This window comes from Paenibacillus dendritiformis (assembly GCF_945605565.1).
Classification (GTDB): domain Bacteria; phylum Bacillota; class Bacilli; order Paenibacillales; family Paenibacillaceae; genus Paenibacillus_B; species Paenibacillus_B dendritiformis_A.
Map to the genome: position 1 here is coordinate 3285631 of NZ_OX216966.1, position 26552 is coordinate 3312182.

At 55.2% G+C, this 26552-nt stretch carries 25 protein-coding genes; 23 read left to right on the plus strand and 2 right to left on the minus strand.

The window, feature by feature from the left end:
- Positions 1–67: 67 nt before the first annotated feature.
- Positions 68–400, minus strand: a complete 333-nt coding sequence (locus NNL35_RS14350) for a hypothetical protein (RefSeq protein WP_006676368.1) — start codon at positions 398–400, stop codon at positions 68–70.
- A gap of 220 nt (positions 401–620) precedes the next feature.
- Between NNL35_RS14350 and NNL35_RS14355 the strand changes: the two genes are divergently transcribed.
- The 23 genes from NNL35_RS14355 to NNL35_RS14465 all read left to right on the plus strand — a co-directional run bounded on the left by NNL35_RS14355 (position 621) and on the right by NNL35_RS14465 (position 26074).
- Positions 621–1616 carry a Gfo/Idh/MocA family protein gene (locus NNL35_RS14355; protein WP_006676369.1) on the plus strand — a complete coding sequence of 332 codons (996 nt, stop codon included), beginning with the start codon at positions 621–623 and terminating at the stop codon, positions 1614–1616.
- 22 nt (positions 1617–1638) lie between these two features.
- On the plus strand, positions 1639–2571 hold the full coding sequence (locus tag NNL35_RS14360; protein ID WP_006676370.1) for an aldo/keto reductase: 933 nt from the start codon (positions 1639–1641) through the stop codon (positions 2569–2571).
- A 257-nt stretch (positions 2572–2828) separates the two neighbouring features.
- A complete protein-coding gene (locus NNL35_RS14365) occupies positions 2829–3407 on the plus strand; it encodes a TetR/AcrR family transcriptional regulator (RefSeq protein ID WP_006676371.1) in 579 nt (192 codons plus the stop codon).
- Between the two features lie 60 nt (positions 3408–3467).
- Complete coding sequence (locus tag NNL35_RS14370; RefSeq protein ID WP_006676372.1) at positions 3468–3809, plus strand: DMT family transporter; 342 nt, start codon at positions 3468–3470, stop codon at positions 3807–3809.
- Positions 3810–4124 carry a DMT family transporter gene (locus NNL35_RS14375; RefSeq protein WP_006676373.1) on the plus strand — a complete coding sequence of 105 codons (315 nt, stop codon included), beginning with the start codon at positions 3810–3812 and terminating at the stop codon, positions 4122–4124.
- An 884-nt stretch (positions 4125–5008) separates the two neighbouring features.
- Positions 5009–5755 (plus strand): hypothetical protein, encoded by a 747-nt coding sequence (locus NNL35_RS14380; RefSeq protein WP_006676374.1) that lies wholly within the window; start codon positions 5009–5011, stop codon positions 5753–5755.
- 416 nt (positions 5756–6171) lie between these two features.
- Positions 6172–6624, plus strand: a complete 453-nt coding sequence (locus NNL35_RS14385) for a hypothetical protein (protein WP_006676375.1) — start codon at positions 6172–6174, stop codon at positions 6622–6624.
- A gap of 111 nt (positions 6625–6735) precedes the next feature.
- Positions 6736–7263 (plus strand): sigma-70 family RNA polymerase sigma factor, encoded by a 528-nt coding sequence (locus NNL35_RS14390; RefSeq protein ID WP_006676376.1) that lies wholly within the window; start codon positions 6736–6738, stop codon positions 7261–7263.
- Positions 7263–9821, plus strand: a complete 2559-nt coding sequence (locus NNL35_RS14395; protein ID WP_006676377.1) for a DUF4179 domain-containing protein — start codon at positions 7263–7265, stop codon at positions 9819–9821. The genes NNL35_RS14390 and NNL35_RS14395 overlap by 1 nt, the downstream gene beginning before the upstream one ends.
- 186 nt (positions 9822–10007) lie before the next feature.
- Positions 10008–10175 carry a hypothetical protein gene (locus NNL35_RS14400; RefSeq protein WP_006676378.1) on the plus strand — a complete coding sequence of 56 codons (168 nt, stop codon included), beginning with the start codon at positions 10008–10010 and terminating at the stop codon, positions 10173–10175.
- Positions 10176–10447: 272 nt separating this feature from the next.
- Complete coding sequence (locus tag NNL35_RS14405; protein ID WP_006676379.1) at positions 10448–11488, plus strand: permease; 1041 nt, start codon at positions 10448–10450, stop codon at positions 11486–11488.
- Positions 11489–11553: 65 nt separating this feature from the next.
- On the plus strand, positions 11554–12612 hold the full coding sequence (locus NNL35_RS14410) for a TIGR03943 family putative permease subunit (RefSeq protein WP_006676380.1): 1059 nt from the start codon (positions 11554–11556) through the stop codon (positions 12610–12612).
- 105 nt (positions 12613–12717) lie between these two features.
- Positions 12718–13050: a rhodanese-like domain-containing protein gene (locus tag NNL35_RS14415; RefSeq protein WP_006676381.1), complete on the plus strand. Its 333-nt coding sequence runs from the start codon at positions 12718–12720 to the stop codon at positions 13048–13050.
- A gap of 55 nt (positions 13051–13105) precedes the next feature.
- Positions 13106–14785: a CoA-disulfide reductase gene (locus NNL35_RS14420; protein WP_006676382.1), complete on the plus strand. Its 1680-nt coding sequence runs from the start codon at positions 13106–13108 to the stop codon at positions 14783–14785.
- A gap of 149 nt (positions 14786–14934) precedes the next feature.
- Complete coding sequence (locus tag NNL35_RS14425) at positions 14935–15843, plus strand: SMP-30/gluconolactonase/LRE family protein (RefSeq protein ID WP_006676383.1); 909 nt, start codon at positions 14935–14937, stop codon at positions 15841–15843.
- 352 nt (positions 15844–16195) lie between these two features.
- Positions 16196–17125, plus strand: coding sequence for a dihydrodipicolinate synthase family protein (locus tag NNL35_RS14430; RefSeq protein WP_254553507.1), 930 nt, complete (start codon positions 16196–16198; stop codon positions 17123–17125).
- A gap of 306 nt (positions 17126–17431) precedes the next feature.
- Positions 17432–18649, plus strand: a complete 1218-nt coding sequence (locus NNL35_RS14435; protein ID WP_254553508.1) for a sensor histidine kinase — start codon at positions 17432–17434, stop codon at positions 18647–18649.
- 99 nt (positions 18650–18748) lie between these two features.
- The gene (locus tag NNL35_RS14440) at positions 18749–19834 is read left to right on the plus strand and encodes a mechanosensitive ion channel family protein (RefSeq protein WP_006676386.1); all 1086 of its coding nucleotides are present in this window, start codon (positions 18749–18751) and stop codon (positions 19832–19834) included.
- A 135-nt stretch (positions 19835–19969) separates the two neighbouring features.
- Positions 19970–20494 (plus strand): GrpB family protein, encoded by a 525-nt coding sequence (locus NNL35_RS14445; RefSeq protein ID WP_254553509.1) that lies wholly within the window; start codon positions 19970–19972, stop codon positions 20492–20494.
- A gap of 278 nt (positions 20495–20772) precedes the next feature.
- Positions 20773–20925 carry a hypothetical protein gene (locus tag NNL35_RS14450; protein WP_254553510.1) on the plus strand — a complete coding sequence of 51 codons (153 nt, stop codon included), beginning with the start codon at positions 20773–20775 and terminating at the stop codon, positions 20923–20925.
- A 40-nt stretch (positions 20926–20965) separates the two neighbouring features.
- Positions 20966–22102: a response regulator gene (locus NNL35_RS14455; protein ID WP_006676388.1), complete on the plus strand. Its 1137-nt coding sequence runs from the start codon at positions 20966–20968 to the stop codon at positions 22100–22102.
- A gap of 188 nt (positions 22103–22290) precedes the next feature.
- Complete coding sequence (locus tag NNL35_RS14460) at positions 22291–22947, plus strand: GGDEF domain-containing protein (RefSeq protein WP_254553511.1); 657 nt, start codon at positions 22291–22293, stop codon at positions 22945–22947.
- Positions 22948–22960: 13 nt separating this feature from the next.
- Positions 22961–26074: a hybrid sensor histidine kinase/response regulator gene (locus NNL35_RS14465; RefSeq protein WP_254553512.1), complete on the plus strand. Its 3114-nt coding sequence runs from the start codon at positions 22961–22963 to the stop codon at positions 26072–26074.
- Positions 26075–26128: 54 nt separating this feature from the next.
- On the opposite strand, the gene NNL35_RS14470 is transcribed toward NNL35_RS14465, so the two are convergent.
- The gene (locus NNL35_RS14470) at positions 26129–26296 is read right to left on the minus strand and encodes a hypothetical protein (RefSeq protein ID WP_254553513.1); all 168 of its coding nucleotides are present in this window, start codon (positions 26294–26296) and stop codon (positions 26129–26131) included.
- Positions 26297–26552 lie beyond the last annotated feature (256 nt).

Here is a 26552-nt window from a genome sequence, read left to right on the forward strand (position 1 = left end):
CGGGACGCTGCAGATTACGGGCCGCTTCCTCACCGAGGAGCGGCCCGATACATGCGGGGAATCGGCATTAGTAGGCGCGATTCGTATAGGAGCCTGCCGCGTAGGACGGCTGAACATAGCTAAGGTTGCTGACGCTTTGCATCGATTGCTCCATTTGCTGGCAGAGCTGGGTCACTTGCTGCATTTGCTGCATTGCCGTCTGATGGCCTTGCAGCGCCGTCTGGATAACTTGAACCGCTTGGCGCTCGCGCTGAGCCAGCTCTTCCAGGCGGGAAGCGTTTTGCTGCTCCTGCTGCATCAGCTGCTGGTACATTTGCGATGCTTGCTGTGTTTGGCGCATCATTTGGGCAATGATTTGCTCGCACTGATTGATTTGCGATGAGATGGATGCATTGTACATCGTGTTGGCCTCCTAAAGTGTTGTTGATAGTTGCATACTTGGTTAGTGTTACGCATGCATGAGAAATTATGCATAAATCGATTTTTTTATCGTTTCAAATTGTTACATGCTGATGAAAACGCTTTTATAGATTTTGGGCAGAGCACCCCCTATAATAGCTTCAAGCTGATTTAGTCATCATGATTTCATAACAATGCATATGGATGGAGGTATGGCAATCATGACCGACACACTGCGTTGGGGCGTACTCGGGTGCGCCAGTATTGCGATGCGCGCCGTCATCCCCGGCATCCAAGCTTCCGAGACGGGGGAAGTGGCGGCGATCGCAAGCCGCGATCTGCTCAAAGCGGAGGAGACGGCCCGGAAGCTCCACATTCCGCAGGCGTACGGCAGTTACGAGGAACTGCTGGCCAATCCGGATATCGACGCTATCTATATACCGCTTCCGAATCATCTTCATATGGAGTGGACGATTCGGGCGGCGGAGGCGGGCAAGCATGTGCTATGCGAGAAGCCGATTGCGTTGACGGCCGACGAAGCGAAGCGGATGGCCACAGCTTGCCGCGAGGCAAATGTGGTGCTGGCGGAAGCGTTCATGTACCGCCATCATCCCCGCTATGCCCGCATCCGCGGCATTATCGCGGCGGGGGAGATAGGCGAGGTGCGAGGCATTCACGGCGCGTTCACCTTCAATAATGCAGGCGATGCCGGTAATGTGCGGTACAAGAAGGAATGGGGCGGCGGATCGATCTATGATGTCGGCTGTTATCCGATCAGCGCCGCCCGGTATATGCTCGGCACGGAACCGGTCGCTGCTACGGTGCAGGCGTTCTTCTCCCCGGAGCACGGGGATGTGGATATGATGGCCTCCGGGCTGCTGGAGTTCCCGAACGGGGTGGGACTGACGTTCGATTGCGCCATGTGGGCAGCCTCCCGCAATACGCTGGAGATTCTCGGATCCGACGGGCGGATTGTGCTGCCCTCGGCCTTCGTCGGCAATCCTGCGTTCACCGTATACGGCATGAACGGAACGCGGGAGGAAACGCCTCCGGAGCTGAATACATATGCGCTCCAGGCCGACAATCTGGCGCGAGCCGTCTGGGGCGAGGAGAAGCAGCTGTTCGAGCCGGAGGATGCCGTGCTCAATATGAAGGCGATCGACGCCTGCCTGGCCTCCGCCCGGGAGCGGCGGCGAGTCGCCATTCATGACATGTGACCGACAGGGAGGAGCATACCGAATGAAGATGCTGGACATTCATGGGCTGGATCAGCCTATATCCCGCTTAATTATGGGATCGGACTTTTTTACGCCGGAGACATATGAGCATGTGGCCCAGGTTCTCGATGACTTCACGGGGCTGGGCGGCAATACGATCGACACGGCCTATATTTATTGCGGAGGCAAGAGCGAGCGGGCGATCGGCATATGGCTGGAAGAAAGGCGGAATCGGAAGGACATCCGGATTTGGACGAAGGGGGCCCATCCGAACCAGGAGGGCAAGCAGGTGAACCGGCAGGCGATTCGCGACCAGCTGGATGAGAGCCTGGAACGGCTGCGGACCGATTATGTCGATCTGTATGCGCTGCATCGCGATGACCCGGACGTGGAGGTGGCCGTCATTCTCGACATCTTGAATGAGCTGGTGGAGGAAGGCAAGATACAGGCTTTGGGGGGCTCGAATTGGACCTGGCAGCGGCTGCAGGAGGCGAACCGGTATGCGGAATCCAATGGGCTGCGCGGATTCTCGTTCAGCAGCCCGAACTTGAGCCTGGCGAAGGCGAAGGAACCGTATTGGCCGGACTGCATCAGCGCAGATGCGGAGACCATCGGCTGGCACCGCCAGACGGGGCTGGCGCTGCTGTCCTGGTCCTCCCAGGCACGCGGCTTTTTCACAGGCCGCTACAAGAGAGAGGAGTGCTTGGATCCGGATCTGGTGCGCGTCTTCTATAATGACGCGAACTGGGAACGTTACGATCGGGCCAGCAAGCTCGCCGCGAGCAAAGGAGTCGAGACGATTCAGATTGCCCTGGCCTACGTCCTGCATCAGCCGTTCCCGACGGGAGCCATTATCGGCGCCCGCAACCGCAAGGAGCTGGAGTCCTGCTTTGGGGCCGCACGGCTGTCGCTAACCGAACAGGAAATCGCATGGCTTGATTTACAGCCGGCCTAAATTCACGCTTCCACGAATCACCCGCTGTCCCGTCAGGGAGGGCGGGTGATTTGGCGTCTAGAGGCGGCATTAGGGAAGCGTCCTACAAATCCCGGCGCCGCTGGAGCTACTTGACTAGATGCCAGAGCGCGGAGACGGCGAGCATGATGCGGACGGCCATTCCGGAGAAGATGACTTGCGTAAAGCCTTGACAAGGATTCGCGAATGTGAAAGAATCTAACTAACGTTAGTTAGGTAAAAGAATGGGGGAATGACGCATGACGGCCAATCGTATTTTGGAAGCAGCCTTGGAGCACTTCGCCGCGAGCGGATACGAAGGAGCTGCTCTGTCCGATATCGCCCGCCAGGTCGGGATTCGAACGCCATCGATCTACGCGCATTTCAAGAACAAGGATGATCTGTTCCTGAGTGTCATCGACAAGGCCGTAGCGGATCATTTGGAACGGCTCGCCGCTTATTTCGCTCAGCAGGGGGAGCAGAAGGCCATTCAGGATCAACTGTATGGACTGATTATCGATTACGAGGACCGGTATCAGAGCGACAGCAATGTGAAGTTCCTGCTGCGCATGATGTTCTTCCCGCCGCCGCCTCTGCTGGAGCCAGTCATGGAGCGGGTGAATGGCTATCTGGACGAGATGGAACGAATGCTGGCCGGAGTGTGCGAACAGGGAATGGCGAACGGGCAGCTGGCCAAGCTTGAGTTGAACACCGTCACTGCCGCCTTCATGTGCTTGCTGGACGGGGTGCTGGTGGAGATGCTGCTGGGCGGCCCGGTGCGCTTCAAGAAGAGGCTGAATGCGTCGTGGACGATGTTCCGCCGCAGCATCGCCCCGTAATCGGGTGGGGATAGATAAGCCATACTACGTAGAGAGCCGGGCAACAGGAGAGGTGAGACTATGAATATTCATTGGGTCAAAGTATTTATCGCTGCATTTTTTGAAGTGTTTTGGGTCATTGGCTTGAAGCATGCCAGCAATGTATGGGAATGGATAGGCACGATTATCGCTATCATCATCAGCTTCTACGTCATGATCATGGCGGGGAAGAAGCTGCCGGTCGGCACCGTATATGCGGTGTTCGTCGGTCTGGGTACCGCCGGAACGGTATTCTCCGACATCGTCTTCTTCGGCGAACCGTTCAGCGTCCCGAAGGTTCTCCTTATTCTCTTGCTCCTGGGCGGAGTCATCGGCCTGAAAATGGTTACGAAGGAGAAGGGCAAGGAAGGAGCTGACGCATAAATGGCATGGATCTCGCTGCTGCTGGCAGGGATATGCGAAATGGTTGGGGTCACGATGATTAACAAATTCCATGTGGAAAAAACATGGCAATCCGTAGTGTATATGATGATCGCATTCGGAGCGAGCTTCGCCTTTTTGGCTTATGCGATGGAGACGCTGCCGATGGGGACTGCTTATGCCATCTGGACCGGTATCGGCGCATCGGGCGGCGCAATTGTGGGCATGTTGGCTTACGGCGAATCGAAGGACTGGAAGCGGTTAGTCTTTATTTGCATGGTCCTGGGAGCCGCCATCGGATTGAAGCTTGTATCGTGATGTGTAATATGATGTTGTTGATTTAGCGCTAGCATGCGTTGTGGGAATCCCGGTCGAATATGGCCGGGATTTTTTTGTTGGAACGAGGGCGGTTGTTCCATGTCTTTTGTCAACTCTCCCTATGACTCAGAAGCATGAATTACATCATTTTAGTCGGGCAAGGTCTGACAGGGAAGCATCGTACATTTTTAGTTTGTCGATTGAGTGGGGGGATGTTTTGGCTCCCTTATGTCCATTCTCCCCTTGACTCAGCAACATGCATAATAAGCGGAGATCAAGACTCAATTAGACGGTGCAATGTTTTTTCCATTAAGCAGCATACTTAGCCTTCCATGCATGACGGCAACCAACTGCGTTACCTTGTAGGATCAGGATAGTTTGCTGATGAAAGGGGATAGCGGTGCAATGGGCTAGCTGATGGAATGGGATAGCGAAGCAAAGGGCTCGCTGATGGAGTGGGATAGCGAAGCAAAGGGCTTGCTGATGGAATGGGATAGTGAGCAAAGGGCTTGCTGATGGAATGGGATAGCGAAGCAAGAGGCCAACTGATGGAGTGGGATAGCGAAGCAAAGGGCTTGCTGATGGAGTGGGAAAGTGAAGCAAAGGGCTAGCTGATGGAATGGGATAGTGAAGCAAAGGGCTTGCTGATGGAGTGGGATAGTGAAGAAAAGGGCTTGCTGATGGAACGGGATTGCGATGCAATGGCTTCCCTGATAGAAAGGAATAGCGGCAAAAAGGGGAGGGAACGAGAACATACCATGAACATATTGTGAACATATTGAGAAAGTAACGAGTAACGAGAAGAAAAATTTGGTCGTGAGCAAACTTTTTCCTTGTCTTATGAATCTATTAAGTAGGTACATAAATGAGGAGGAAATCATACTATGGCATCCTATCAAAAAATGAGTGCCGTGCTGGCCGTATTATGCATGCTGGTCATGGTATCGCCGGCGGGCCAATATGCCGACCTGGTTACGCCTGCCGCGGCAGAGCAGAGGGACGGGGATGTTCAGATAAAGCTGGAGCAATTGGACAAGGAGATCTTGAGAAAGCTGGACAGCGTCTATCAGGAATTGTCAGGTTCTCCGAATACGAGAATGTCGTGGGAGAGTGTTAGCGAAGGGCCAAATGGACTGTACTTGCTAACGGATAAGGAAGGCAATCAGGCACAGGTGAAGCAGGAGACCGGGGAAGTATCCATGGCGGTCCTGTATTTGAAGGCGGAGCAAGTCGGCGAGGCATTAAGGTCGGCCGCTGCCAAGGCTGTGAAGGAGATCGAGCCGGCATGGAACGGCGCATTCGCTCAAGTGCAGCGTACCTATCACAAAGACCGCGAAGTATTCACCACCTTGAGCGGGGATTCCTTATCGGTAACTCTTGATGGCGGCAATGTATCAGGGATTAACTTCACTTGCACATACGCGAATATGCCTCAGGCGGTGAAAGAGGGAGCAGAGCGTCTGCTGCAAGTACTGGGTAACAAGTCCTTTTCTATACAGAAAGCGGTGATGTACTCTTCGCAAAATAAGCTGGAGTGGAGACTCGAGGCAAAGAATAATAGCAACAAAAAAAGTATTCTTATCCTGCTCAATGCCGTAACCGGCGAAGTGGACGGATATCATCAGTTCTAAAGTCCGTCGAATGCGCTGGCTGCCCCGTACTAACCGGACAAGGGGAACCGGCACACGAGGTCACGTTCAGGAAAAAAGGATGGCAACGGCTTCATCAATTCAATGAAAAAGAAGAATTCTATTAGCTCCGTATGGATACATAAGAAAAACAGGGTACGCATGCATTTGCTTTCCGGCAGGTGCGTGCTTTTTTATGAGAAAAAATTGAATAAATAAAAAACTATTCCAGTACCGCTCGTGTCTAAGAAATGAAATCACAGCATTACTGGAGGGGTTCAACATGAACACGTACAAAAAAATTATTGCGGCTCTAGCCGTATCCGGCATGATGCTTACCGCACTCGGACCTGTAGGGGCAATGGCAGGGGCCACCGCGTCTGCCGGCTGAGTTGCCCTTTCAGGAGTTGAGTGCTACGATGCAGAAACAGGCAATGGATGCGCTGCGAAATATCGACCCGGCCAAAACGTTCACGTTGGGCAAGGTGCAGCGCAGCGTATCGTTTTTCGGGACCGAGGATGATGGCATTATCTATACTTATGTCAACGGCGAGGATGCCAATGTCCAGTTTGCCAACGATAAGCAGACGTATGCCAGCGTCGATTATGACCCGGGGGCCGTCGATGTGAACCTGCGTCAGGCCGCTGCACGCGCAGTCAAGGATTTCTGCGGACGAGCGTTCCAGGCGAAGCAAATATCGCATACGCAAGGAGAAGGCCGGGATGTTTGGAGATTCGAGAGCGAAGCCACAAGCAAAGGCTCGATATCGGTAACGTTCGGTGGGTTTCCTTCTATTGAAGTCGAGCTGAATAAGAGCAAACAGGTGACGATGTTCCGCATCACGCCAGCCAAAGGCAGCAAGATGGACTAGCGCCAAAGCCGCCGTTCATCATGATATGATGCGAACCGATTACAATTTTTTCGCTTCAAAACTATTTGTGGCCTCCGCGCATCTAAGTGATGACCTGAAGGAGGAGGAATTATGGATCAGAAGATGCTGATTATCCGTGCGCAGCAAGGCGATACGAACAGCTTCGCGCTCGCGGTGCAGCAAATTCAAGACCGATCATTTCGCATCGCATACAGTTATTTGCATGATGAGGGCGCCAGTATGGACGCGGTGTGCGATGCCGTAGAGAAGGCGCTTATTAATATCAAAAAATTGAGAGACCCGGATAAATTCAATACATGGTTCACCCGAATCGTGATCAATCAATGCAAAATACATCTGCGGAAAACGAAGTCACTCATCTATACCGAGGATGAAGAGATGATGGGCTTCGCGGCGAGTCCGCTCACGGATGAAATGCTGGATCTGCATGCGATGTTGGACAAGCAGCCGCCATTGATTCGCATGCTTATCCAGATGAAATACGTGCAAGGATATACGCTGGAAGAAATCGCAGAGATGACAGATATGCCGCTCGGCACCGTAAAGACGAAAATCTACAATACGATCAAGTTATTCAAGCAGCAAATGGTTCCTGAAATAAAGGAGGCAGGATGTTAATGGAGTACAGGGACGAGGTGATTGAAAAGATGTTGGAAAACTTGACGGAAGTTCCTGTACCTGCTGAATTGTCACGACGCATTACGGAGCGCATCGACAAGACGGTGCGCCGCCGGGCAAGAACGAAGGTAATGCGCCGCAGTATAGGAGCGGTCGCTGCCGGCGTCCTGCTGTTCTCCGGCTCCATCATGCTATTGCCGTCCTTCGCCGCTTATGCGAAGCAGATTCCGGGGTTGGAGGCGGCCGTGCGATGGCTGGAAGGCGCCGGTGACTTTATCGGCATTCGCAATGCCAAGGAGCATGGATATATTCCGGCTCCGTCCTACCGCACGATGTGGGGGGAGCGCGAGGTGAGCGTCGACAACTTGTACTTGGAAGACGATCGGCTGTTCGTCACGATCACGATCAAGGGAGCGGACATTGCGGAAGCGAAGCGCAGCGGCCGGTTGGGGAACCAGTTGGAGGACTATGTAGCGACACTGCCGGACCTGGACAAAGAGCATTTCTGGGACGACAGCACCAGTACGACGACGTATCCGGTCGATAAGACGGAAGAGATGAGCAAGCGGGGACAGCAGTCGGATGATGTAGTCACGTGGACGTATGACAAGCCGCTCTCCCCGGAGTTCGTGCAACAGTTAAAGCAGAGCAGCCAACAATTGACCGTTCGGCTGACAAAGGTACGGCGGAACGAAGAGTACAAGGTCATCGATTCCGAATCGGAGGACATTCAGGTTCCGTTAGGCATCGAAAATATAAAGCCGACCCGCGTCGTTAATCTGGAGCAAGCGGGAACGGTTGACGGTCCGACAGTTCAGCAATTCCTTCTCAAGGATATGACGATCTCGCCGACACGAATGATACTGGATGTGAGAACCCGGATTGCGGGCGGCGGCAAGGCGAACCTGCATCCAGGCGAAGACTGGGACAACGTGGTCAGGGAGAATCTGATTCTGCGGGACGAGACGGGCAAAGTATACCCGATTCGTCAATCCGGCAATCTGCGGGAGATGGTGAACGGCGTCAGCCGCAGCAGATGGGAGTTCGTACCTTCCGTCTACTTCGAGAACAAGCCGAAGCAGATGACGCTTGAATTGCAAAGATTCTATGTCACCGACGCCAAGGCAACAAGCGCGTTCCGCGTCCGTCCGGATGAGAAGTTCCCTAAGAAGGTTCAATATGAAGGCAAGGATATTACGATATTGGGCGCCGAATATGACGGCAAAGGGGTGCTTCATCTGAAGGTGCAGCCGGACGAGGCGGGGAACAATCCTTGGCGCAGCGCTTTCCTAACTTACGAGCCTTATTATTTGAAGCTTCAGGACACAGACCTCAATGAAACCTGGAAGCAGAACGGGTTGAACCTGAACACGCCGGATGCGAGCGCGATTCCGCTGACGGGATCCCAATTGGCGGACCAATACGAAGACGTGCCTGGCAGGACGTTCAGCCCGGAATTGGGTATCATTTTCGACAATGTGAACAGATGGGAGCAAAGTCCGGAGAAGCCGAAGGAGTACGATATTGCCATCATGGCGCCGGAGCTGGACGAGTATGAAATCTCGATTCGACGGTATAACGCTCCGGTGGAGATGAATCAGAAGATTGAGTTCACCATCCCTCCGCTCGCGGAAGAGCATGAACGGGTAGGGAGCTTGACGGAACCGAAATATAGCAAGACGGTGAACGACTTGGATGGTTCGATATGGGAACGGGCGAAGCAGTCTATCCGGGAAGCGGCCGGACGCGACATCGAGTTGTATGGAGTCGAGGAATATAAGGGAACCGCCTTTCATGACGTTATCGTATACAGCAAAGACCACAAGAGCCGCGTCGCGCTTGATGTGGCCAACGGAACATCAGATATAAGCCTGTTGATGTCTTATGCCGAGCTTCCTGCTGACATCAAGCGCATCGTGGAGTCGGACACGGGATTGAGCGGTCAACAGCTTGCCGATCTCGTCACAGAGGTTGCGCGTGAGCGGGGAAGGCATGAGCGAGAGGTTCATACCTCGATAACAGGTCCGGATTTCAGAGTCGAGATGGTTGGCAGCCGCATTACGAGCATGGGGTATGAGATTCCGATAGATCAAGCGGATCCGAAGGCGCTTGAAGCGGCGAAGGAAGCGGCGCTGGTCACGTTAGGCAAGCCTGTGCCGATCGTTCAGGCGAGCCGATCCTATGCTGCGGATATGCGCGACGGCAGTTCAAGCGATGTGTACCGACTCAAGGATGAGCAGCAGGACTTCCTTGTCGAGATCGGTTATACGTCCGGACGGATTCTCTCTGTATATGCATCCGGGCTATTAGAGACGGGGACGAACGAGACCGAGGACATGTTCAGCCAATTTAGCGACAAGCAAGTATTCGATGCCGCCGCGCCGGATGTGAAGAAGCTGTTCGGCATCGATTTGGCCGGTTATAAGGTACAGCGGACCACGGGGACGAACTATTATACGTTCACGAAGGAAGGCAGCCCGGCCATCGAAGGAGAAATGAACCGCCATTTCAAGTTCTATCGCTTCGATATAACACGCAACAACGGAACGATACAATAAAGATAAGAAAAGGTTAGAATGGCTGGCCTGTAAGCAAGTTGCTTATAGGTCAGCTTTTTCGCTGCATACACCTATTTCGGGATCTCACCGCGTACATAATATAGAAGAAGTACGGATTTCAGCATCGGAAGGTTGAAGGAGTCGAACGCCTGCAGCAAGGTGCAATGGCGACAGGAGGGATGCTTGATGATTGGCTTTTTGATCTGGGTGCTGAGCTGGGTGTGCTTGTTCTGGATATGGGGAGAAGCGACGGAACGCAAGGGGAAGCAGGTCGGCTGCCTGTGGGCGATCGTCATCTTTTTGCTGGGTCCGATCGGCATCATTGTATATCTTATTCTTCGCAATCTTGACTAGCAGACGGACGATGTGAATGAGCACATCGGGAAGAGCTGTCTCCTGCCAATCGATGAGGCGCCGGGGATGGTTCTTTTTATTTGTTCGCGATGGGCTCCGGTAATGTTCTGCTGAAAAAAGGCCGATTCGCGCTTGACGGAGCGGTGGGAGAGTGATATGCTTTGTTTCGATTAATCGTAATAATTACTAATAATACGGAATAGTATAGGACAAGCTCTCCATTCGGCCTTCGTCGTCCCGGAGAGAAGCGGGAAAAGAGGAGGTAACTATTGATGAACGTCCTGTTCCGTTATGGCACATACGCGGTGACTGTTGTCTGCGCTGCGGTGCTGTATCTTGTGTTCACGAATCAGCGCCTGGCTGATGTATCTGTTCCGGTCGACCCGGATGTCCTGCGCAGCGTGACGACGATCGGCATCAGTCTGGTCATCGAGGCGCTGCCTTTCCTCATGCTTGGCGTCGCGGTTTCGGCCATTTTGCATGAATTTGTGCCGGAAGGGTTCATTCCGCGCTGGATTCCGCGCCATCCGCTGGCCGGAGTCGTGGCAGCCTCTCTAATCGGAGTGCTCCTGCCTCTGTGCGAATGCGGGATGGTGCCTGTCGTACGGCGGCTCATTCAGAAAGGAATGCCCGTCTACGTCGGGGTAACGTACATACTGGCTTCGCCGATCATCAACCCGATCGTGTTCGCCTCGACGTCGATGGCTTTCCGCAGCCAGCCTGAGATGGCTTATTACCGGATGGGGCTGGCGTTCGCCATCACGGTCATCATTGGTCTCGTGCTGTACGTGACCGTGAAGCGCAATCCGCTCAAGGAAGCGCCGGGAGACCATGCGGGAGGCTGGCGGCACGGGGATCATGAACCGCATCATGCCGGACATCAGTATCCGGCGAAGGCCTCGCTGCGAACCAAGCTGCAAGCGAGTGTCTACCATATGGGGGACGAGTTCCTGGATATGGGCAAATATTTGTTGATGGGCGCGTTCATTACAGCATTCATTCAGAGCGGCATCGGGCGGGATTGGCTGGCATCTGCCGTGCCGGAGGGAGTCGGCTCCCATCTGTTCATGATGGGCTTCGCGTATCTTATCTCGCTCTGCTCGACATCGGATGCGTTCATCGCCGCTTCGTTCAGTTCCATGTTGGCTGCGGGACCGCTGCTGACCTTCCTTGTCTTCGGACCGATGCTGGATCTGAAGACATCGCTGATGCTGGCCGGCGTATTCCGCATCCGGTTCGTCGCCGGACTCAGCCTCCTGATCGCGGTCACGGTGTTGGCCTGCTCGCTTCTATGGCAGGCTCTGTTCATGTAATATCCCGCCGGCTTCATCATGCCCAGCCGGATCCTATATTTCATCGCGATTAGGAGTGATTTCGCATGTCCATACAGAAGCGCCCATGGCGGCAGGCGCTGGTCTATTTGCTGCAGTCGGTTACGATGTTCGCCTGGTCCTTATTCATCTTGTCTCTGTTCTGGCAGGAGAAGGTGCAGTATTATATCGCCCCTCGCATGGAGATCTGGGTGCAGTGGGGAACCGCCGCCCTCTATGTGTTGGCCGCCTTCCAGCTCTACCGGGCATTGATTTTGTTTTTCTCGCCGGAGGACGGAGACGGGCATGCGGACTGCGGCTGTGCTCATCACCCGGGCGGGTTCCGCATCGGAAGGCAGGCGGGATGGTGCCTCGTATTTGTGCTCCCGTTGGCGGCGGCTGTGCTGCTCCCGGTCTCCTCGCTTGGCAGTGCGATGGCGGAGAAGAAGGGCGTGCAATATTCCATCGCCCAGGAGCGGACGGGCGGCCCGGAGCGGGATCCGATGCCGGGCACGGAGGGGCGGTCCTCTGGGACGCGGGCGGACGGAACGTCAGCATCAGAGCTTCCGCTCGTGATGGTGGATTCGCCCGGCGCGCTGCGGCAGGAAGCAGGGGAACCGGAGGCTACGGATGAGGCAGCGGAGCAGGAGGAAGAGAAGCTGTGGGATGGCCGATTCCCTTATGACCGTTACACGCTGATCTATGCGAAGCATGCGGCCAAGCTTGTCCAAGAGAAGGAGATCGAGATCCCGGAGAAGCTGTTCATCGAGACGATTACGACGCTCGATCTATATAAGGAACAGTTCCAAGGCAAGACGGTTACGCTGCGGGGCTTCGTGCACCGGGGCGAGGGGATGGGGCGGAACCGGTTCGCCGTCGTGCGCTTCGCGCTGGAATGCTGCGCGGCCGATGCGTTCCCGTACGGCATCATGACCGAAGTGCCCGATGCGGCACGGTTCGCCGATGACAGCTGGATTGAAGTGACCGGCACCTTGTCGAAGCTGAAGCTGGATGAGGATACGGAAGTGATGAAGCTGGAAGCGGACAACGCGGGCATTCGGCTCATCGAAGCGCCGCAGGATCCTTATGTGTATATGAATCCGGATTTTTATTTCGACAAAAAATAAAGCGGAGGCCGGCGGGGGACAGGCTGGGCTTCCGCATTGACGCAGCGAAGGAATGGTGGTAATATACCCATAGGGGTATATAGGAACAACAAAGGAGGGGTAGCGATGTTCGGATGGCTTTTCAAGTCCCGGGCGAACAAGTCTTCTTCGATTACGGCGCAGCAGCTGGAAGCGCTGCTGCCGCTGCAGGATGCGGTCATCGTGGATGTGCGCGAGCCTTCGGAGTATGCCCAAGGCCATATTCCGTCCGCGCTGAACCGGCCTCTGTCCCGGCTGGCGGCCAAGGTGAGCGGCATTCCGCAGGGGAAGAAGCTGTACGTCATCTGCCAGAGCGGGGTGCGAAGCGCTCGAGCCGCAGGACTGCTGCGGCGGCATGGTTATGCGGATGTCGTCAATGTGCGCGGCGGCATGAGCCGATGGACGGGACCGCGGAAATAATCTCTTTTTTTACATTATTGTATACCCTGAGGGGTATTAAGGGAGTGGATGGACAATGAAACAGCGCAAAATTGTGATTGTCGGCGGAGTTGCGGGCGGCGCGACGGCGGCTGCCCGGCTGCGTCGTCTGGACGAGCACGCGGAGATCATTATGTTCGAGCGGGGGGAGCATATTTCGTACGCGAACTGCGGGCTTCCCTATTATATTGGAGGCGTGATTCCGAAGCGGCAGTCTCTGCTTGTGCAGACCGTGCAGGGCATGTCGAAGCGGTTCCGGCTCGATATTCGGACAGAGCAGGAAGTGACAGCTATCGATCGGGAGCGCCATATTGTCTCCGTTCGGAATGGCAAGACGGGGGAGCTGTACGAGGAGTCGTATGACACGTTGATTCTGTCTCCGGGGGCGAAGCCTATCGTGCCGCCGATCGAAGGGTTGAACGAGGCGAAGCAGATGTTCACGCTGCGAAGCATCCCCGACACGGACCGCATTAAGCGGCATGTCGACGAGACGTCGCCACAGCGGGCCGTCATTGTCGGCGGCGGCTTCATCGGCCTGGAGATGGCGGACAATCTGGCCCATCGCGGCATCGCGGTGACCGTCGTGGAAATGGCCGATCAAGTCATGGCTCCGCTCGACCCGGAAATGGCGGCGATCGTGCATCACCATCTGCAAGAAAAAGGAATTGAGCTTATATTGGGAGACGGGGTCAGCGCGTTCCAGGACGAGGGGCGTTCCATCGTTCTGTCCAGCGGGCGTGTGCTGCCGACAGATATGACCATTCTGTCCATCGGTGTCCGGCCAGAGAATGAGCTTGCCCGTTCGGCGGGGCTGGCGCTCGGCGAGAGAGGCGGCATTCTCGTCGATGAATATTTGCGCACGGAGGATCCCGATATTTGGGCCATCGGCGACGCCATTGAAGTGAAGGATTACATTCACGGCACGCCGGCCATGGTGCCGCTCGCCTGGCCGGCGAACCGTCAGGGCAGACTGGTCGCGGACAACATCTACGGGAAGGGCCAGCCATACCGGGGCACGCTCGGGACAGCGGTGGCGAAGGTGTTCGATCTGACGGTTGCGGTGACGGGCAGCAATGCGAAGACGCTCCAGAAGCTGGGCGTCCCGTACGAATCCGTCCATATTCATCCCGCTTCTCATGCCGGGTACTACCCTGGCGGGTCGCCTATCTCGCTCAAGCTGATCTTCCATCCGGAGACCGGCGCCATTTACGGAGTTCAGGGCGTCGGCAAGCAGGGCGTGGACAAGCGGATCGACGTAGTGGCCACCGCCATCAAGGGCAATCTGACCGTGCATGATCTGCCCGATCTTGAATTGGCCTATGCGCCTCCCTATTCGTCGGCGAAGGATCCGGTCAATATGCTCGGATATGTCGCCTCCCATGTCGTCGACGGCGAAGTCAAGGTTGTCCACTACGACCAGATCGACCGGATGGTGCGTGAAGGCGCCTGCCTCATTGACGTGCGCGAATCCGCCGAGCGGGACGCGGGCTATATCGAAGGCTCGATCCATATTCCGCTTGGCGATCTGCGCAGCCGGCTGGACGAGCTGCCACGGGATCGGCCGATTGTCGTCAGCTGCCAGGTCGGTCTGCGCGGCTATCTGGCGACCCGCATCCTGGACCAGCACGGCTTCGACAGCATGAATCTGAGCGGAGGGTATAAGACCTACGCCGCTTACTACGGCAGCCGCAATCCGGCAACCGCCTGCGCGAAGTAAGCGGCGAGGCCCGATCTTCATACAATCGCAGTTATAGGACAGGGACGTGATGGGCTGATCACGTCCCTGCTGGCGTTGGGGGAAAAACCGGGACGAACACGTCAATCTGTGGTAGGATGTGGAAAAGGGGAGATGGAGGAACGCATACGATGAAAGCGGAGCTGTTATATGACGCCAGAGCGGCGCTCGGAGAAGGGCCGGTATGGGATGAGCGCACGCAGCGCCTGTACTGGGTTGATATTACGGGAAGGGCGATCCACTATGCGGAACCTGAATCCGGGAAGCGGGAGACGCTCGCCATGCCCAGCTATGCCGGTGCCGTCGCCTTGACGGAATCGGGACATCGCCTGCTGTGCGTGCTGCAGGACGGCTTCTATTTCGTTCACCCAGATACGAAGGAAGTCGACCGCATCGGCGACCCGGTTCTTCATTCGGGACAGATGCGGTTCAATGACGCGAAATGTGATCCGGCAGGCCGTCTGCTGGCGGGAACGCTAAGCCTGATCGAAGGAAAGCTGAGCCTGTCCAAGGGAGAAGGGGAAGCTTCCCTGTACCGGTTGGACCCGGATGGCAAGGTCGTCACCCTGCTGGAAGGCATCACGCTGTCGAACGGGATGGGCTGGAGTCCGGACGGCAGAACGATGTATTATATCGATACCCCGACGATGCGGGTGGACGCGTTCGACTATGATGTGGCTCGGGGCGAGCTCGGGAACCGCCGTCCCGTCATCCGCATCTCCGATGGAGAAGGGTTTCCCGACGGGATGACCGTCGACGCCGAGGGGATGGTATGGGTGGCACATTGGGGCGGCGCCCGCATTACGCGCTGGAATCCGGAGACGGGAGCGCAGCTCGCAGCCGTGCCGATTCCTGCGGCGCATACGACCTCGCTCTGCTTCGGCGGCCCATCGTACCGCGAGCTGTATGTCACGACAGCGCGCACCGGGATGAGGGAGGAGCAGCTCGACCAGCAGCCCTATGCAGGCGGCGTATTCCGCGTCAAGCCCGAAGCGGCTGGTCTGCCCCCGAGCCGCTTCGATGATCGGCTGCTGCCGTGAATCGCGGAGCGAGCCCCGATGCCGGCGAAGGAGTTGGGGCTCGCTCGCACGGTCGGGCGAGAAGCTCCTCCGGGCACCGCGGCGCGGCGAATGTCATCAGATGTCCATAATGTAGCATGGCATCGGTCCAGGCACTATGCTAGAGTTACAATAAAAGGGATAGTGTCGGCCACCGCCGCGCAGGGCTCCCTGATCGAGTGAGCTCATGTTGGCGGCGCGATGCGGAAGCGGGAAGGGGAATTTTTTTCGGTGAAATTTGTTACCGATAACTCTTACCCTGGATAGCTTTTCATCCCGCCGCCTCGTCCCGGCCAGCTACGCAGATCTACAGCAGATGAAGGAGCGATTACGCATGAAGCAGCGCAGTGCATTGCAGGGAATTATTCCGCCGGTCATTACGGTACTCGATGAACACGGTCAACTCGATACCGCAGGCATGGGGCGGATGATTGATTATTTGACGGAAGCCGGCGTTCATGGCTTGTTTTTTCTCGGCTCAGCGGGTGAATTCTTTCACATGTCGGCTGAGCAGCGTAAGCAGGTCGCTGAATACGCGATCCGGCATACGAACGGACGCCTTCCGGTTCTCATCGGAACCGGTTCGAGCCGCACGGACGAAGCGATCGAGCTCAGCCGCCACGCCGAGTCGGCCGGTGCGGATGCGGTCGTTGTCCTCAATCCGTACGCCGCGAAGCTAAGCGACGAGCAGCTGTACCGTCATTATGCCGACATCGCCGAATCGGTGTCGCTGCCGATATACATTTACAATTATCCGGGTCTGACCGGGCAAGAGGTGAAGCCGTCCATCGTGGCTGCATTGGCCGCGGCGTATCCCAGCATTGCCGGAGTCAAGCAGACGGTGCAGCAGATCGAGCCGATTTTGGAGGTGATCCGCGATGTGAAGGGGCAGCGGCCGGAGTTCGCGGTGTTCGCCGGCTACGATCATCTTCTGCTGGAGACGCTGATCGCGGGAGGCGACGGCGCGGTTCCGGCGAGCGCGAACTTCGCGCCGCATCTGACATGCGGGCTGTACGAGGCCTACCGGCGCAGCGATCTGGCGGCCATCGCCGGTATTCAGCGCAAGCTGTTCCGAATTGTGACGGAGGTATATCCGTTAGACTCCCCGTTCTTCCATACGATCAAGGAAGCGGTTCGCGCCTCCGGTGTCGATATTCCGACTCATGTCATGCCTCCGGCCCGGCCGCTATCTCCGGAACTGCGCCGGGAATTGCTGCAGCTGCTGGAGCGCCATGAGCTGCAGCGCATCCTTCAAGGAAGCTGAACGAGCAGCGGCTTCCCGGCGGATAGGGTTCGGCCTGACAGCGAGCGGGTTCCGTGCTGCGGCCATGATTCTGGCCGAAGTGCGGCAAGCCCTTGTCCTCTCCCGTTGGAGCAGGACAGGGGCTTTGTTTCGTTCGGGGAAAGAAGGCGTTCTTTGAATCTATCACAATTGTTAAGCTCTTCTTCATCTTTTCTTCATGAAATGTTAGCAGGCTGTTCATCAGCGGCAGCTATACTGGTAATCAAATTCCAGCTGCTGAAGGGGATTGGTGTTGTTCGGACGAGCGATGGAGAAAGGGAGGAGCGTATGAATCGAAGTGTACGAAGTCGGATATGGGATCGTCAGCCTCGGGAAGCTCGGGAAGCCGGCCGCTTGACAGAGGGACGAAGGGGAGCCCATCCAGACGCGACCCGCTTCCTGTGGAAGCTGCTGTTTATTGTTGGAATTTGCTTATGCGGCGCATTTGCGCTCACCATGTGTGGATTGATTGCCTTGCGATTCATTATGCATGCGGTCGATATTCCGCCGCTGTGGAAGCTGTATCGTCTAATGTCTTCGATTATGGACCTGGAAGGAATGGCGCTGCTGGCGACGGGGGTGCTGTTCATCGCCGGCCTTTTGTGGCTGCTCGGCGCCGAAGCGGTCTATTACGGACAGATCAAGGACAGCCTCGTCCGTCTCGCCGATGGAGAAGAAGCGATGCCGCTTCCCGCCAAGCGCTCGGCGGCGGAGCTGGACGAAGCGGCGGATGCCGTCAACCGGCTGTCGCAGCAGATGTCTGCAGCCAGGGAGAATGAGCAGGCAGCGGCCGAGCGGATGAACGCGCTGATGACCGCACTGTCGCATGATGTGCGCACGCCGCTGACTTCGATTCTGGGCTATTTGCAGCTGATCGCGGAAGACGGCTACCGGGATGAAGTAGAGCTGCGCCATTATATTCAAATTGCGCGCGACAAGGCGCTGCGCTTGAGCCATGCCGTCGATCGGCGGTTCGAACTATCCAGATTGCCGCAGGTTCCCGAACGGGAAGGGTGGCATCCCGTCGATGTGCGCCGCCTGCTGATGCAGCTGGCGGAAGAGTACCGCTCCCGCGGGGAGCAGCCGGGGATCGCGATCGCGCTGGACTGCGCAGATCCGGACGGGCAGCCGAAGATGATATACGGGAACGGAGCCCGGCTCATGGAAGCGTTCGATATGCTGATTGCCGAAGCGGCGCGGACGGGCCGGCCTTCCGGGCCGATCCGAATCGGACTGTTCTGCGCGGAGGAGACGGCCGTCGTGCACATTCGGAACGACGGCGTTCCCGATCCGAATACGTCGCGCCGGGAGGACGGCGTGTTCCGTCCGGCTGACCGACCGTATGCGCCACATGCGCAGAATGAACGGCTTGGCGGCCGATGGGCGGACGCCCGGGGCGTTGTGGCATCGCATGGCGGAACGGTTGCCGTATTCGGCCATTATCCGCGCGCCGCCTATGAGGTCCGTCTTCCTTTGTTGCGCACCGGGGATGCCGCCGAGGCTTGACCGGGCCGCGCCGGGCCGTGCCGGCGGCCTGCCTTTTCCCGTCCAAGAGGTCAATGTTATAATGGAACCCAACTTAAGATAATGAGGTGAATCACCCAATTGCTTAATGAATGGATTCCTGCGATGTTCGAGACGACGGATTGGAGCCGGTGGCTGAGCGCCGCCGGAGTATTGCTATTGTTTTTGCTGTTCCGCAAGCTGTTCACGAACTATCTGTTCGCCCTACTGATGCGCGGCTTGTCGCGCTCGAAGGGGGCCACGCATTTTTTGACTGCGTTCGAGAAGCCGATGCAATGTTTTTTCGTCCTCATCGGTATCTATCTGGCCTGCAAAATGGTCCTTCCTCCAGGCGGAGCCTTGCTGCTCGCCATCGATAAAATATACCGGAACGCCTTCATCGTCCTCATCGCTTGGGGACTCTACCATATGGCGGCCCGCTCTTCCAGTATGTTCACCGGGCTGTCAACGCGGCTCGGACTCGATGAATCGAGCATGCTGATTCCTTTCTTGTCCAAGGTGCTCCGCTTCCTCGTGGTCGTCATTGCGATAACGATGATCGCCTCGGAGTGGGGCTACAGCATTAACGGTGTCGTCGCGGGTCTTGGCCTGGGCAGTCTGGCGATCGCGTTGGCCGCTCAGGACACGCTCAGCAATTTTCTGGGCGGCATCGTCATTATTACGGAGAAGCCCTTCTCCAAGGGAGATTGGATTATGACGCCGAGCGTGGAAGGGACGGTCGAAGATATTACGTTCCGCAGCTCGAAAATCCGCACCTTCGCCCATTCGCTCGTCACGGTGCCGAATGCGACGCTGGCGGGCCAGGCGATTACGAATTGGAGCCGGATGGGCAAGCGGCGGGTCACGTTCACCCTGAACGTCGCGCTCGACTCGGATCGCGAGCGGCTTCAGGCGGCCATTGCCAAAATGGACGCGCGCCTGCGGGAGAACGAGGCGGTCGATCCGGACGTCATTATGGTCCGGTTCAGCGAGTTCAACGAGAGCAGTCTGGGCATCTTTTTCTATTACTTCACCAAGACGACGGTATGGGCCGAATATTTGAAGCATAAGGAGCAGATCAATCTGATGATTATGGAGGTACTCGAGGAAGAGGGAATCTCGCTCGCGCTGCCGAGCCAGCGGGTTTATGTGGAAGCGGCCCCTTCGCCGCAGCGTTTTCCGCTGTAAGGCTGTTAGGTCCGGCCATTTGCTCAGCATGGAGATGCCGGAGTACGTCAATGAGAGAATGCTTCGGTTCCTGAAAGCTTGAGAGGATGCAGGGACATAGCGAATCGCAATCATGGATGGAAAAGGGGGACAACGATGGAAACGGTCGTCATCGCGGACTATGACCCGGAATGGGTACGCGAATATGAGCAGGAGAAGCAGGCTATCGAGGAGGCGCTCGCGGATATCGTCGCCGCGGTCGAGCATATCGGCAGCACCTCGGTTCCTGGACTGGGTGCCAAGCCGATCATTGATATTATGGCAGGCGTTCATCGACTAGAGGCCTTGACCGAGGCACATATTGATCGCCTGGCCGCGATCGGCTACGAGTATGTGCCGAAGCCGGATTGGCCGGAACGCCGATTTTTCCGGCGCGGCCGCTGGCGGGCCGGTACGCATCATTTGCATATTTACCCGCATAGGGATCCCCATTGGGAAGCACAGCTGCTGTTCCGCGATTATGTAAGAGCCCACCCCGATATCCGGGAGCAATATAGGCAATTGAAGCTTGAACTGGCCAGCCTGTATCCGCATGATCGCGTCGAGTATACGCGGCGGAAGGCGCCGTTCATCGAGCGCGTGCTGCGCCTGGCGCGCGAGGAAGACCGAAGCCCGTCCTGATCCGGACGGGCTTCGCCCATGTGCGGCCGTCCCTGCTTGGCTCGCGGGTATAGCTGGGACTGTCGACCCGGGATAACGGAATGAGCCGGCGCTCTCTGATATCATCCCCTCGATCGCGTTGGAGGCAGCTCTCCAAGGCGTTTTTTATGATTATCCCTTTTGTTCAGTTATTGTTTAGTATATTTGACTAAGATGAAAGCGTTCGTGCCTTTCGAATTAGGTCTCAGGTCTGAAGCAAAAGGCGCAGGCTGTTTCTTTTTCTCCCCCGTCGCTTTATAGTGAAGATGACCGTATGGTCTAGTGGCGAGATCTATGGAGGAGCAGCAGGCTGCGTAATCCGCTTCGGCATCGTCGATGCGGGAGGCAGGAAGGGACGAGCCCGGCCGTTCCGCCACGGGGACATGCATGATTCCGGCGTGTCCGATGGATGAGGGGAGGCCGCTGCGGTCAAGATTGCAAGGGGGAAGGAATATGAAAGCGATCCTTGTCGATGATGAAATGCTAGCGCTGCGACGTATGGAAAAGCTATTGAAGGAGCAGGATGGAAAGGAAGTGCCTATTGAAATTGTCGGTTCATTCCAGAATCCGCATCTGGCCTTGGAAGTGGCGGAACGGGAGACGTTTCATCTTGTCTTCCTGGATATCGAGATGCCGGAAATGGACGGGATGGAACTGGCCGAACGTCTGTTGCGCATTCAACCCCACCTTCATATTGTATTTGTGACGGCATATAACGAATATGCGGTTGAGGCATTCGAGCTGAATGCGTTAGACTATTTATTGAAGCCGGTGCAGCGGACCCGTATCGAGAAGACGCTGAAGCGGCTGGCCAAGCCGGCGCAAGCCAACGATGAAGGGAAGCACAGCCAGCTTGAGGGGATGCTGTGCACATTGTCCTATCTGCATTATATTACTCCCCAACAGGAGCTGAAGACCTTTCACTGGCGTACGGTCAAAGCACAGGAGCTATTTGCCTATCTGCTTCACCATCGGGAGCAGACGCTGCGCAAAGATACGATTCTCGATTTGCTGTGGCCGAATTACCGCATTGAAAAGTCATCAGCCCATTTACATACGACGATTTACCAAATCAGGCAGGTCATTAAGCAGAGGGCGTTACGAATCCACATCAAATATATGGATGAGGGGTACCGGCTCGAATTGGGCGGCATGAAGCTGGACAAGGAGGAATGGGAGAAGGCGATGCGTCTCGCCCCGCAGGTGTCTCCCGAGACGATCCAGGAGCATCAGAAGCTGCTGAATGCCTATCGGGGCGATTATTTGGCGGAGCATCAATATTTGTGGGCGGAAGGCGAACAGGAGAGGCTTCGGTTAATCTGGTTCAATCATGCGAAGCAGGTGGCCGAATGCTTGATGCGGATGAACGCATACACGGAAGCGATGCCCTTATACAAGCAGATCCAGGAGAAGTATCCGTATACCGAGGACAGTTATTTCGGACTGATGAAAATTCATGCGCAGTTGGGCAACTACGGGGAAGTCATCAAGCAATTTCAACTGCTGAGCCACAATTTAAAAGGAGAATTAGGCATTGAACCCAGCAGGGAAGTATTTGCTTGGTACATGGAATGGAAAAACAGCATTTAATCGCGCCGACCGTCGTGGATTCTGCTTCCGCGGCGGTTATTTTTCTTGGGAAGACGATTCAGTATTTGTTCAGTAGGCCATCATAGAATAGTCGATGTTTATGAGAAAAAGTCGAAATTTTAGGTAAAAAATCCAAATCATTGTGGGAGTGAAAACCAATCAACATGAAATATACGGGCAGAATAATAATGACTGCCATGACGCTGTGCGGATGGGTCGCACTCATCGCATACCTCATGTCGGCAAAAATGATGAATCCGATGTTGGCCGTGCTCACCATTATGATGCTTGGCGTATCCTGGCGATGCGGCAAACAGTATGATGTCGTGAAGTATGAATCGGAAATCGACCCTTTGACATTGGCGTATAACCGCAGAAGTGCCGATGTAATATTTCAGAGGCTGGCTGGCAAGCACCGCAAAAATGGACAAAAAACCGCCGTCTTTTTCTTCGACGTGGATCGGTTCAAGGAAATTAATGATACGTATGGCCACAATGCGGGAGATCGGGTGCTGCGGCTCATTTCGACCGTGCTGCTGAATACATCCGGCAGCGAGACCGCGCTCGTCCGATGGGGAGGCGATGAATTTCTGTTCATGGTGCCCTGCTCCGACCGGCGCGAGCTGCGCAGCATCCGCAGCCGCATAATGAACAAGCTGGCCTTGACCGCAGAGCAGGGCTCGGTTCCTTTTGCGGTATCTTATGGCTATGCGGTATATCCAGAGGAGGGAACATTATTAAGCGATATTGTGGAGATGGCGGACCGACATATGATGCGAATCAAACGAAGCAAGCTCCGCTGCGGCTCTCAGGATACCGCCAAAATGCAGCTTTCACTACAGTAGGGAGATTGGGCAAATGGCAAAACGATATGTTGTTCGACTCGTCTTTGCATTCGTGACCATTCTGTATGTTGTGTTGGCCGGCGGTTTCTTCCGGGAATGCGGGGCATTTCCGAAGCCGGTGCAGGGGGTGCTTGATCTTCGCGGCAGCGGATGGGAACAAGAAGGCCTCATCAAATTGAAGGGGGAATGGGAATTTTATCCGGACCGGATATTCTCGAACGCTTCACAGATCGCGGCGCTCGGTGCCAAGCCCGTCTTCATCCAAGTGCCGGGCCCCTGGAGAATCGACAGCGCATGGACGGGACCCCGGCCATTCTCTACATACGGCACGTACCGATTGCGAATTATGCTTGACAACAGCGCGGAACAGATATTTTCTTTTTATGTGAAATCCATTATGAGTTCCCACAGCATGATCGTCAATGGCCTGCGCATTGGCAGCAGCGGGCTCTCCCCGGACGATTTCCATTCAAATACGCCATACAACACCTCCTATGTTGCCTATGCGCATACGAATAGCAATGTTATCGATCTGATGATCCAGATCGACAGGTCAGACTCCGTCTGGCACGGGGCCATCACCAGGCCGATATCGTTTGGACTGCCGGAGCAAGTGAACTTGGAACGGAACCTCGAGCTCATGCTGGAAATGGGTATTCTGCTGACCTTATTGTTGGGCGCTTTTCATACGATACTTATTTATCTGTTCCGATTGCCGCAGCCCGGGTGGCAATATTTTGTTCTTTTTTGCATGTCGGCGATATTGTTCGTTCTCATTTTCGGAGAAAGATGGGGAGCGATGCTGTTCCCGATGCTGTCCTTCTATTGGCGCTACAAGCTGATGACATTGGCGTCGATCGGCATGAATCTGTTTCTGCTGCTTTATACGTCGCGAAGGCGGCGATGCTATGTTCATCCGCAGATAGCCCGATTCGCGGCATACGTCTCTATGCTGGGAATCGTCGCCATTTTTTTGGTGAAGTATACGCGCTGCATCTTTGCCGTATCTGCTGTAACGCATGGAATATTTCTAGCCTTATATCTTTATCTATTCTATAGGCTGGTGCGCCGTTCGCTGGTTGCCGGGAAGATGTATCCCTTCCTTCTCACTATCACATTCGTGGCGGGAGGATTTGCGGTATACGGTAGAGTATTTGGCGTACATGAGTCGCTTCGGTTGTGGTATTTGAACTTTATCATCTTTATTTGTGCGCTCGTCTTCCTCCAGGCAAGACAGCATTACGTTGCCTATCGAAGAGAGAGGGAATTGGCCGAAGCATTGTCGAACCATAGGCGCTCGAATGAAGAATTTATGGCAGCGACTGCCAAGGAATTGAAGACACCGCTGCTTGCGATTACGAATTTGGCGCAATCTCTGCTGGAAGGCAACCGCGGCAACCTGTCGGTCAAGCAAGAGGAAGATTTGCATATCGTTGTATTTGTCGCGAAGCATATGACCAGATTGGTTAGCGATCTGCAGGATTGGTCAGAATTGAAGGAAGGAAGGATGCTCATCCATGTGAAAGAACTTGATCTGAGGAGAACCGTCACCGCTGTGATAGAGATTACCCGCTATATTACGATGCCTCGAGACATTGTAATATGCAACAAGCTGGATGACAATCTGCCGCCGGTGCTGGCTGATGAGCAGCGATTGATGCAGATTATGTCCCAGCTGCTGCACAATGCGGTCAAGAACACGAGGAAGGGCACAGTGACGGTGTCGGCCCTGGCATTGGAGGAAGCAGTGGAGGTTCGTATCTCGGATTCGGGAGGCGGAATGACGCAGGAGGAGATGCAAGGCATCTTCGATGCGTATGAGCAGGATGTGCCGCATCGTTCTTCTTTTTTTGACAGAAGGCTCGGTCTGAATGTCACGAAGAGGCTGGTGGAGCTTCATGGCGGAACCATTGGCGTGACTTCAGCCATAGGCCGCGGCTCAACGTTCTATTTCCGTCTGCCAATCGCTGAACAACAGCAGGGGGATGAGGGGGAACTTATGAGGAAGGAGGATGGCAAGGCGGCGTTTCCCGTGCGGATGCCGCTGGAATATCAGGAGCAGTTCGGCTGGGAGATTGCGGAAGAGATCGTGTTCGATGCGCCTTCTCCTTCTTTCACGGTTGACGAGATTGGCGAGGCCTGCATTCTTATCGTCGACGATGATCCAATTCATCAGAAGGTATTGGAAAATCTGCTCTCCCCTGATCGATTCCGGCTTACCACGGTCTCCAGCGGGGAAGAGGCGTTATTCCAGATTCGGCACGTCCGGAACTGGGATCTGGTGTTGCTTAATCTGATGATGTCCGGCATGTCGGGCTTGGAAGTATGCCGGCGCATACGGGAGATGCATTCTTTGTTCGAGTTGCCGGTACTGATGTTAACGGGAAGGGGACGGACTGATGATGCGCTCGCCGCCTACTCGGCGGGAGCGAATGACTTTGTGGCGAAGCCGATCGACTCCGCCGAGCTGCGGGCCCGCGTGCGGACGCTGCTGCTGATGAAGCATTCGGCGAATGAGCGCTTCCGTATGGAGATGGCTTTTTTGCAGGCACAAATCAAGCCCCATTTTATTTTCAACACGTTGAACTCGCTTGTCTCGCTCAGTGAAGACGATCCGGAGCAGATGCGCGAGCTGCTTGTGGAATTCAGCAATTATTTGCGGCAGAGCTTCCGCTTCGATAATGTGGAGCCGTTGGTACCGCTTGAACGAGAGCTTCAACTGGTACGTTCCTATTTATACATAGAAAAAATCAGGTTCGGCGACCGGCTGCAATTTACGATTGATCTGCCTGAATCGCATCGGTTGCGCATCCCGCCGCTATCTATCCAGCCGATCGTGGAGAACGCCGTTCACCATGGAATTATGAAACGGATGGGCGGCGGCACGATCCATATTCGTGTCTATATGGAAGACAAACATTATTGCATCGAGGTCTGCGATGATGGGGTCGGCATCTCGGTCGAGCGGCAGGAGCAACTGCTGGCGAAGAGCGCGACCGGCGGAATCGGGCTCAAAAATATTGATTACCGATTGCGGCAGCTGTTCGGCACGGGCATATCGGTCCGCAGCGCCCCGATGGAGGGGACATGCGTCAAATTTTGTGTTCCGTGTGAGACAGACAACTAAGCCGGGGGCTGACGACAAGGTCTTAATGACCTTAAGGCAGCCCCCAAGCTGTTTTTATCGATGCAATTGAACGATTCGCTCAAGGTCAGGAGTGACAGGGATATCATCATTTTTCTTTTTTTGTGCGGCCCGTCTCATTTGATGATAATGGCGCTTGCACAAATTTTTCGCATAGTGACGTTCCTTGCAGCCTTCTTCACTGCACAATCGTTGTGTTGCCATTCTAGGTCTGCCCATGAGTACCTCCCCTTTTGACTATGTATTTATACCTAATTGTAGATGTTAAGAATGAACAATTTCTGAACCAAATAAGCCAAAAGATACTGGAAAACATAAAAAAAGGATTTAATTGAATAAAAATTTAATATTTATTTGATATCGTTAACTATAATAATAAGATTTTGTGTTGTCCTTTTACAAGGAGTAAATAAAAAGTTGTGGTTCCAAGGTCTCTGGAAACGGGTGTTCCCAATAATTG

What these genes read in the sequence shown, in the direction of transcription:
- NNL35_RS14365 (WP_006676371.1), top strand. Translation starts at nt 2,829, where the DNA reads ATGACGGCCAATCGTATTTTGGAAGCAGCCTTGGAGCACTTCGCCGCG.
- NNL35_RS14405 (WP_006676379.1), top strand. Translation starts at nt 10,448, where the DNA reads ATGAACGTCCTGTTCCGTTATGGCACATACGCGGTGACTGTTGTCTGC.
- NNL35_RS14460 (WP_254553511.1), top strand. Translation starts at nt 22,291, where the DNA reads ATGACTGCCATGACGCTGTGCGGATGGGTCGCACTCATCGCATACCTC.
- NNL35_RS14375 (WP_006676373.1), top strand. Translation starts at nt 3,810, where the DNA reads ATGGCATGGATCTCGCTGCTGCTGGCAGGGATATGCGAAATGGTTGGG.
- NNL35_RS14430 (WP_254553507.1), top strand. Translation starts at nt 16,196, where the DNA reads ATGAAGCAGCGCAGTGCATTGCAGGGAATTATTCCGCCGGTCATTACG.
- NNL35_RS14420 (WP_006676382.1), top strand. Translation starts at nt 13,106, where the DNA reads ATGAAACAGCGCAAAATTGTGATTGTCGGCGGAGTTGCGGGCGGCGCG.
- NNL35_RS14370 (WP_006676372.1), top strand. Translation starts at nt 3,468, where the DNA reads ATGAATATTCATTGGGTCAAAGTATTTATCGCTGCATTTTTTGAAGTG.
- NNL35_RS14385 (WP_006676375.1), top strand. Translation starts at nt 6,172, where the DNA reads ATGCAGAAACAGGCAATGGATGCGCTGCGAAATATCGACCCGGCCAAA.
- NNL35_RS14410 (WP_006676380.1), top strand. Translation starts at nt 11,554, where the DNA reads ATGTCCATACAGAAGCGCCCATGGCGGCAGGCGCTGGTCTATTTGCTG.
- NNL35_RS14390 (WP_006676376.1), top strand. Translation starts at nt 6,736, where the DNA reads ATGGATCAGAAGATGCTGATTATCCGTGCGCAGCAAGGCGATACGAAC.
- NNL35_RS14350 (WP_006676368.1), bottom strand. Translation starts at nt 400, where the DNA reads ATGTACAATGCATCCATCTCATCGCAAATCAATCAGTGCGAGCAAATC.
- NNL35_RS14455 (WP_006676388.1), top strand. Translation starts at nt 20,966, where the DNA reads ATGAAAGCGATCCTTGTCGATGATGAAATGCTAGCGCTGCGACGTATG.
- NNL35_RS14435 (WP_254553508.1), top strand. Translation starts at nt 17,432, where the DNA reads ATGAATCGAAGTGTACGAAGTCGGATATGGGATCGTCAGCCTCGGGAA.
- NNL35_RS14425 (WP_006676383.1), top strand. Translation starts at nt 14,935, where the DNA reads ATGAAAGCGGAGCTGTTATATGACGCCAGAGCGGCGCTCGGAGAAGGG.
- NNL35_RS14470 (WP_254553513.1), bottom strand. Translation starts at nt 26,296, where the DNA reads ATGGCAACACAACGATTGTGCAGTGAAGAAGGCTGCAAGGAACGTCAC.
- NNL35_RS14465 (WP_254553512.1), top strand. Translation starts at nt 22,961, where the DNA reads ATGGCAAAACGATATGTTGTTCGACTCGTCTTTGCATTCGTGACCATT.
- NNL35_RS14360 (WP_006676370.1), top strand. Translation starts at nt 1,639, where the DNA reads ATGAAGATGCTGGACATTCATGGGCTGGATCAGCCTATATCCCGCTTA.
- NNL35_RS14395 (WP_006676377.1), top strand. Translation starts at nt 7,263, where the DNA reads ATGGAGTACAGGGACGAGGTGATTGAAAAGATGTTGGAAAACTTGACG.
- NNL35_RS14400 (WP_006676378.1), top strand. Translation starts at nt 10,008, where the DNA reads ATGATTGGCTTTTTGATCTGGGTGCTGAGCTGGGTGTGCTTGTTCTGG.
- NNL35_RS14380 (WP_006676374.1), top strand. Translation starts at nt 5,009, where the DNA reads ATGGCATCCTATCAAAAAATGAGTGCCGTGCTGGCCGTATTATGCATG.
- NNL35_RS14415 (WP_006676381.1), top strand. Translation starts at nt 12,718, where the DNA reads ATGTTCGGATGGCTTTTCAAGTCCCGGGCGAACAAGTCTTCTTCGATT.
- NNL35_RS14445 (WP_254553509.1), top strand. Translation starts at nt 19,970, where the DNA reads ATGGAAACGGTCGTCATCGCGGACTATGACCCGGAATGGGTACGCGAA.
- NNL35_RS14355 (WP_006676369.1), top strand. Translation starts at nt 621, where the DNA reads ATGACCGACACACTGCGTTGGGGCGTACTCGGGTGCGCCAGTATTGCG.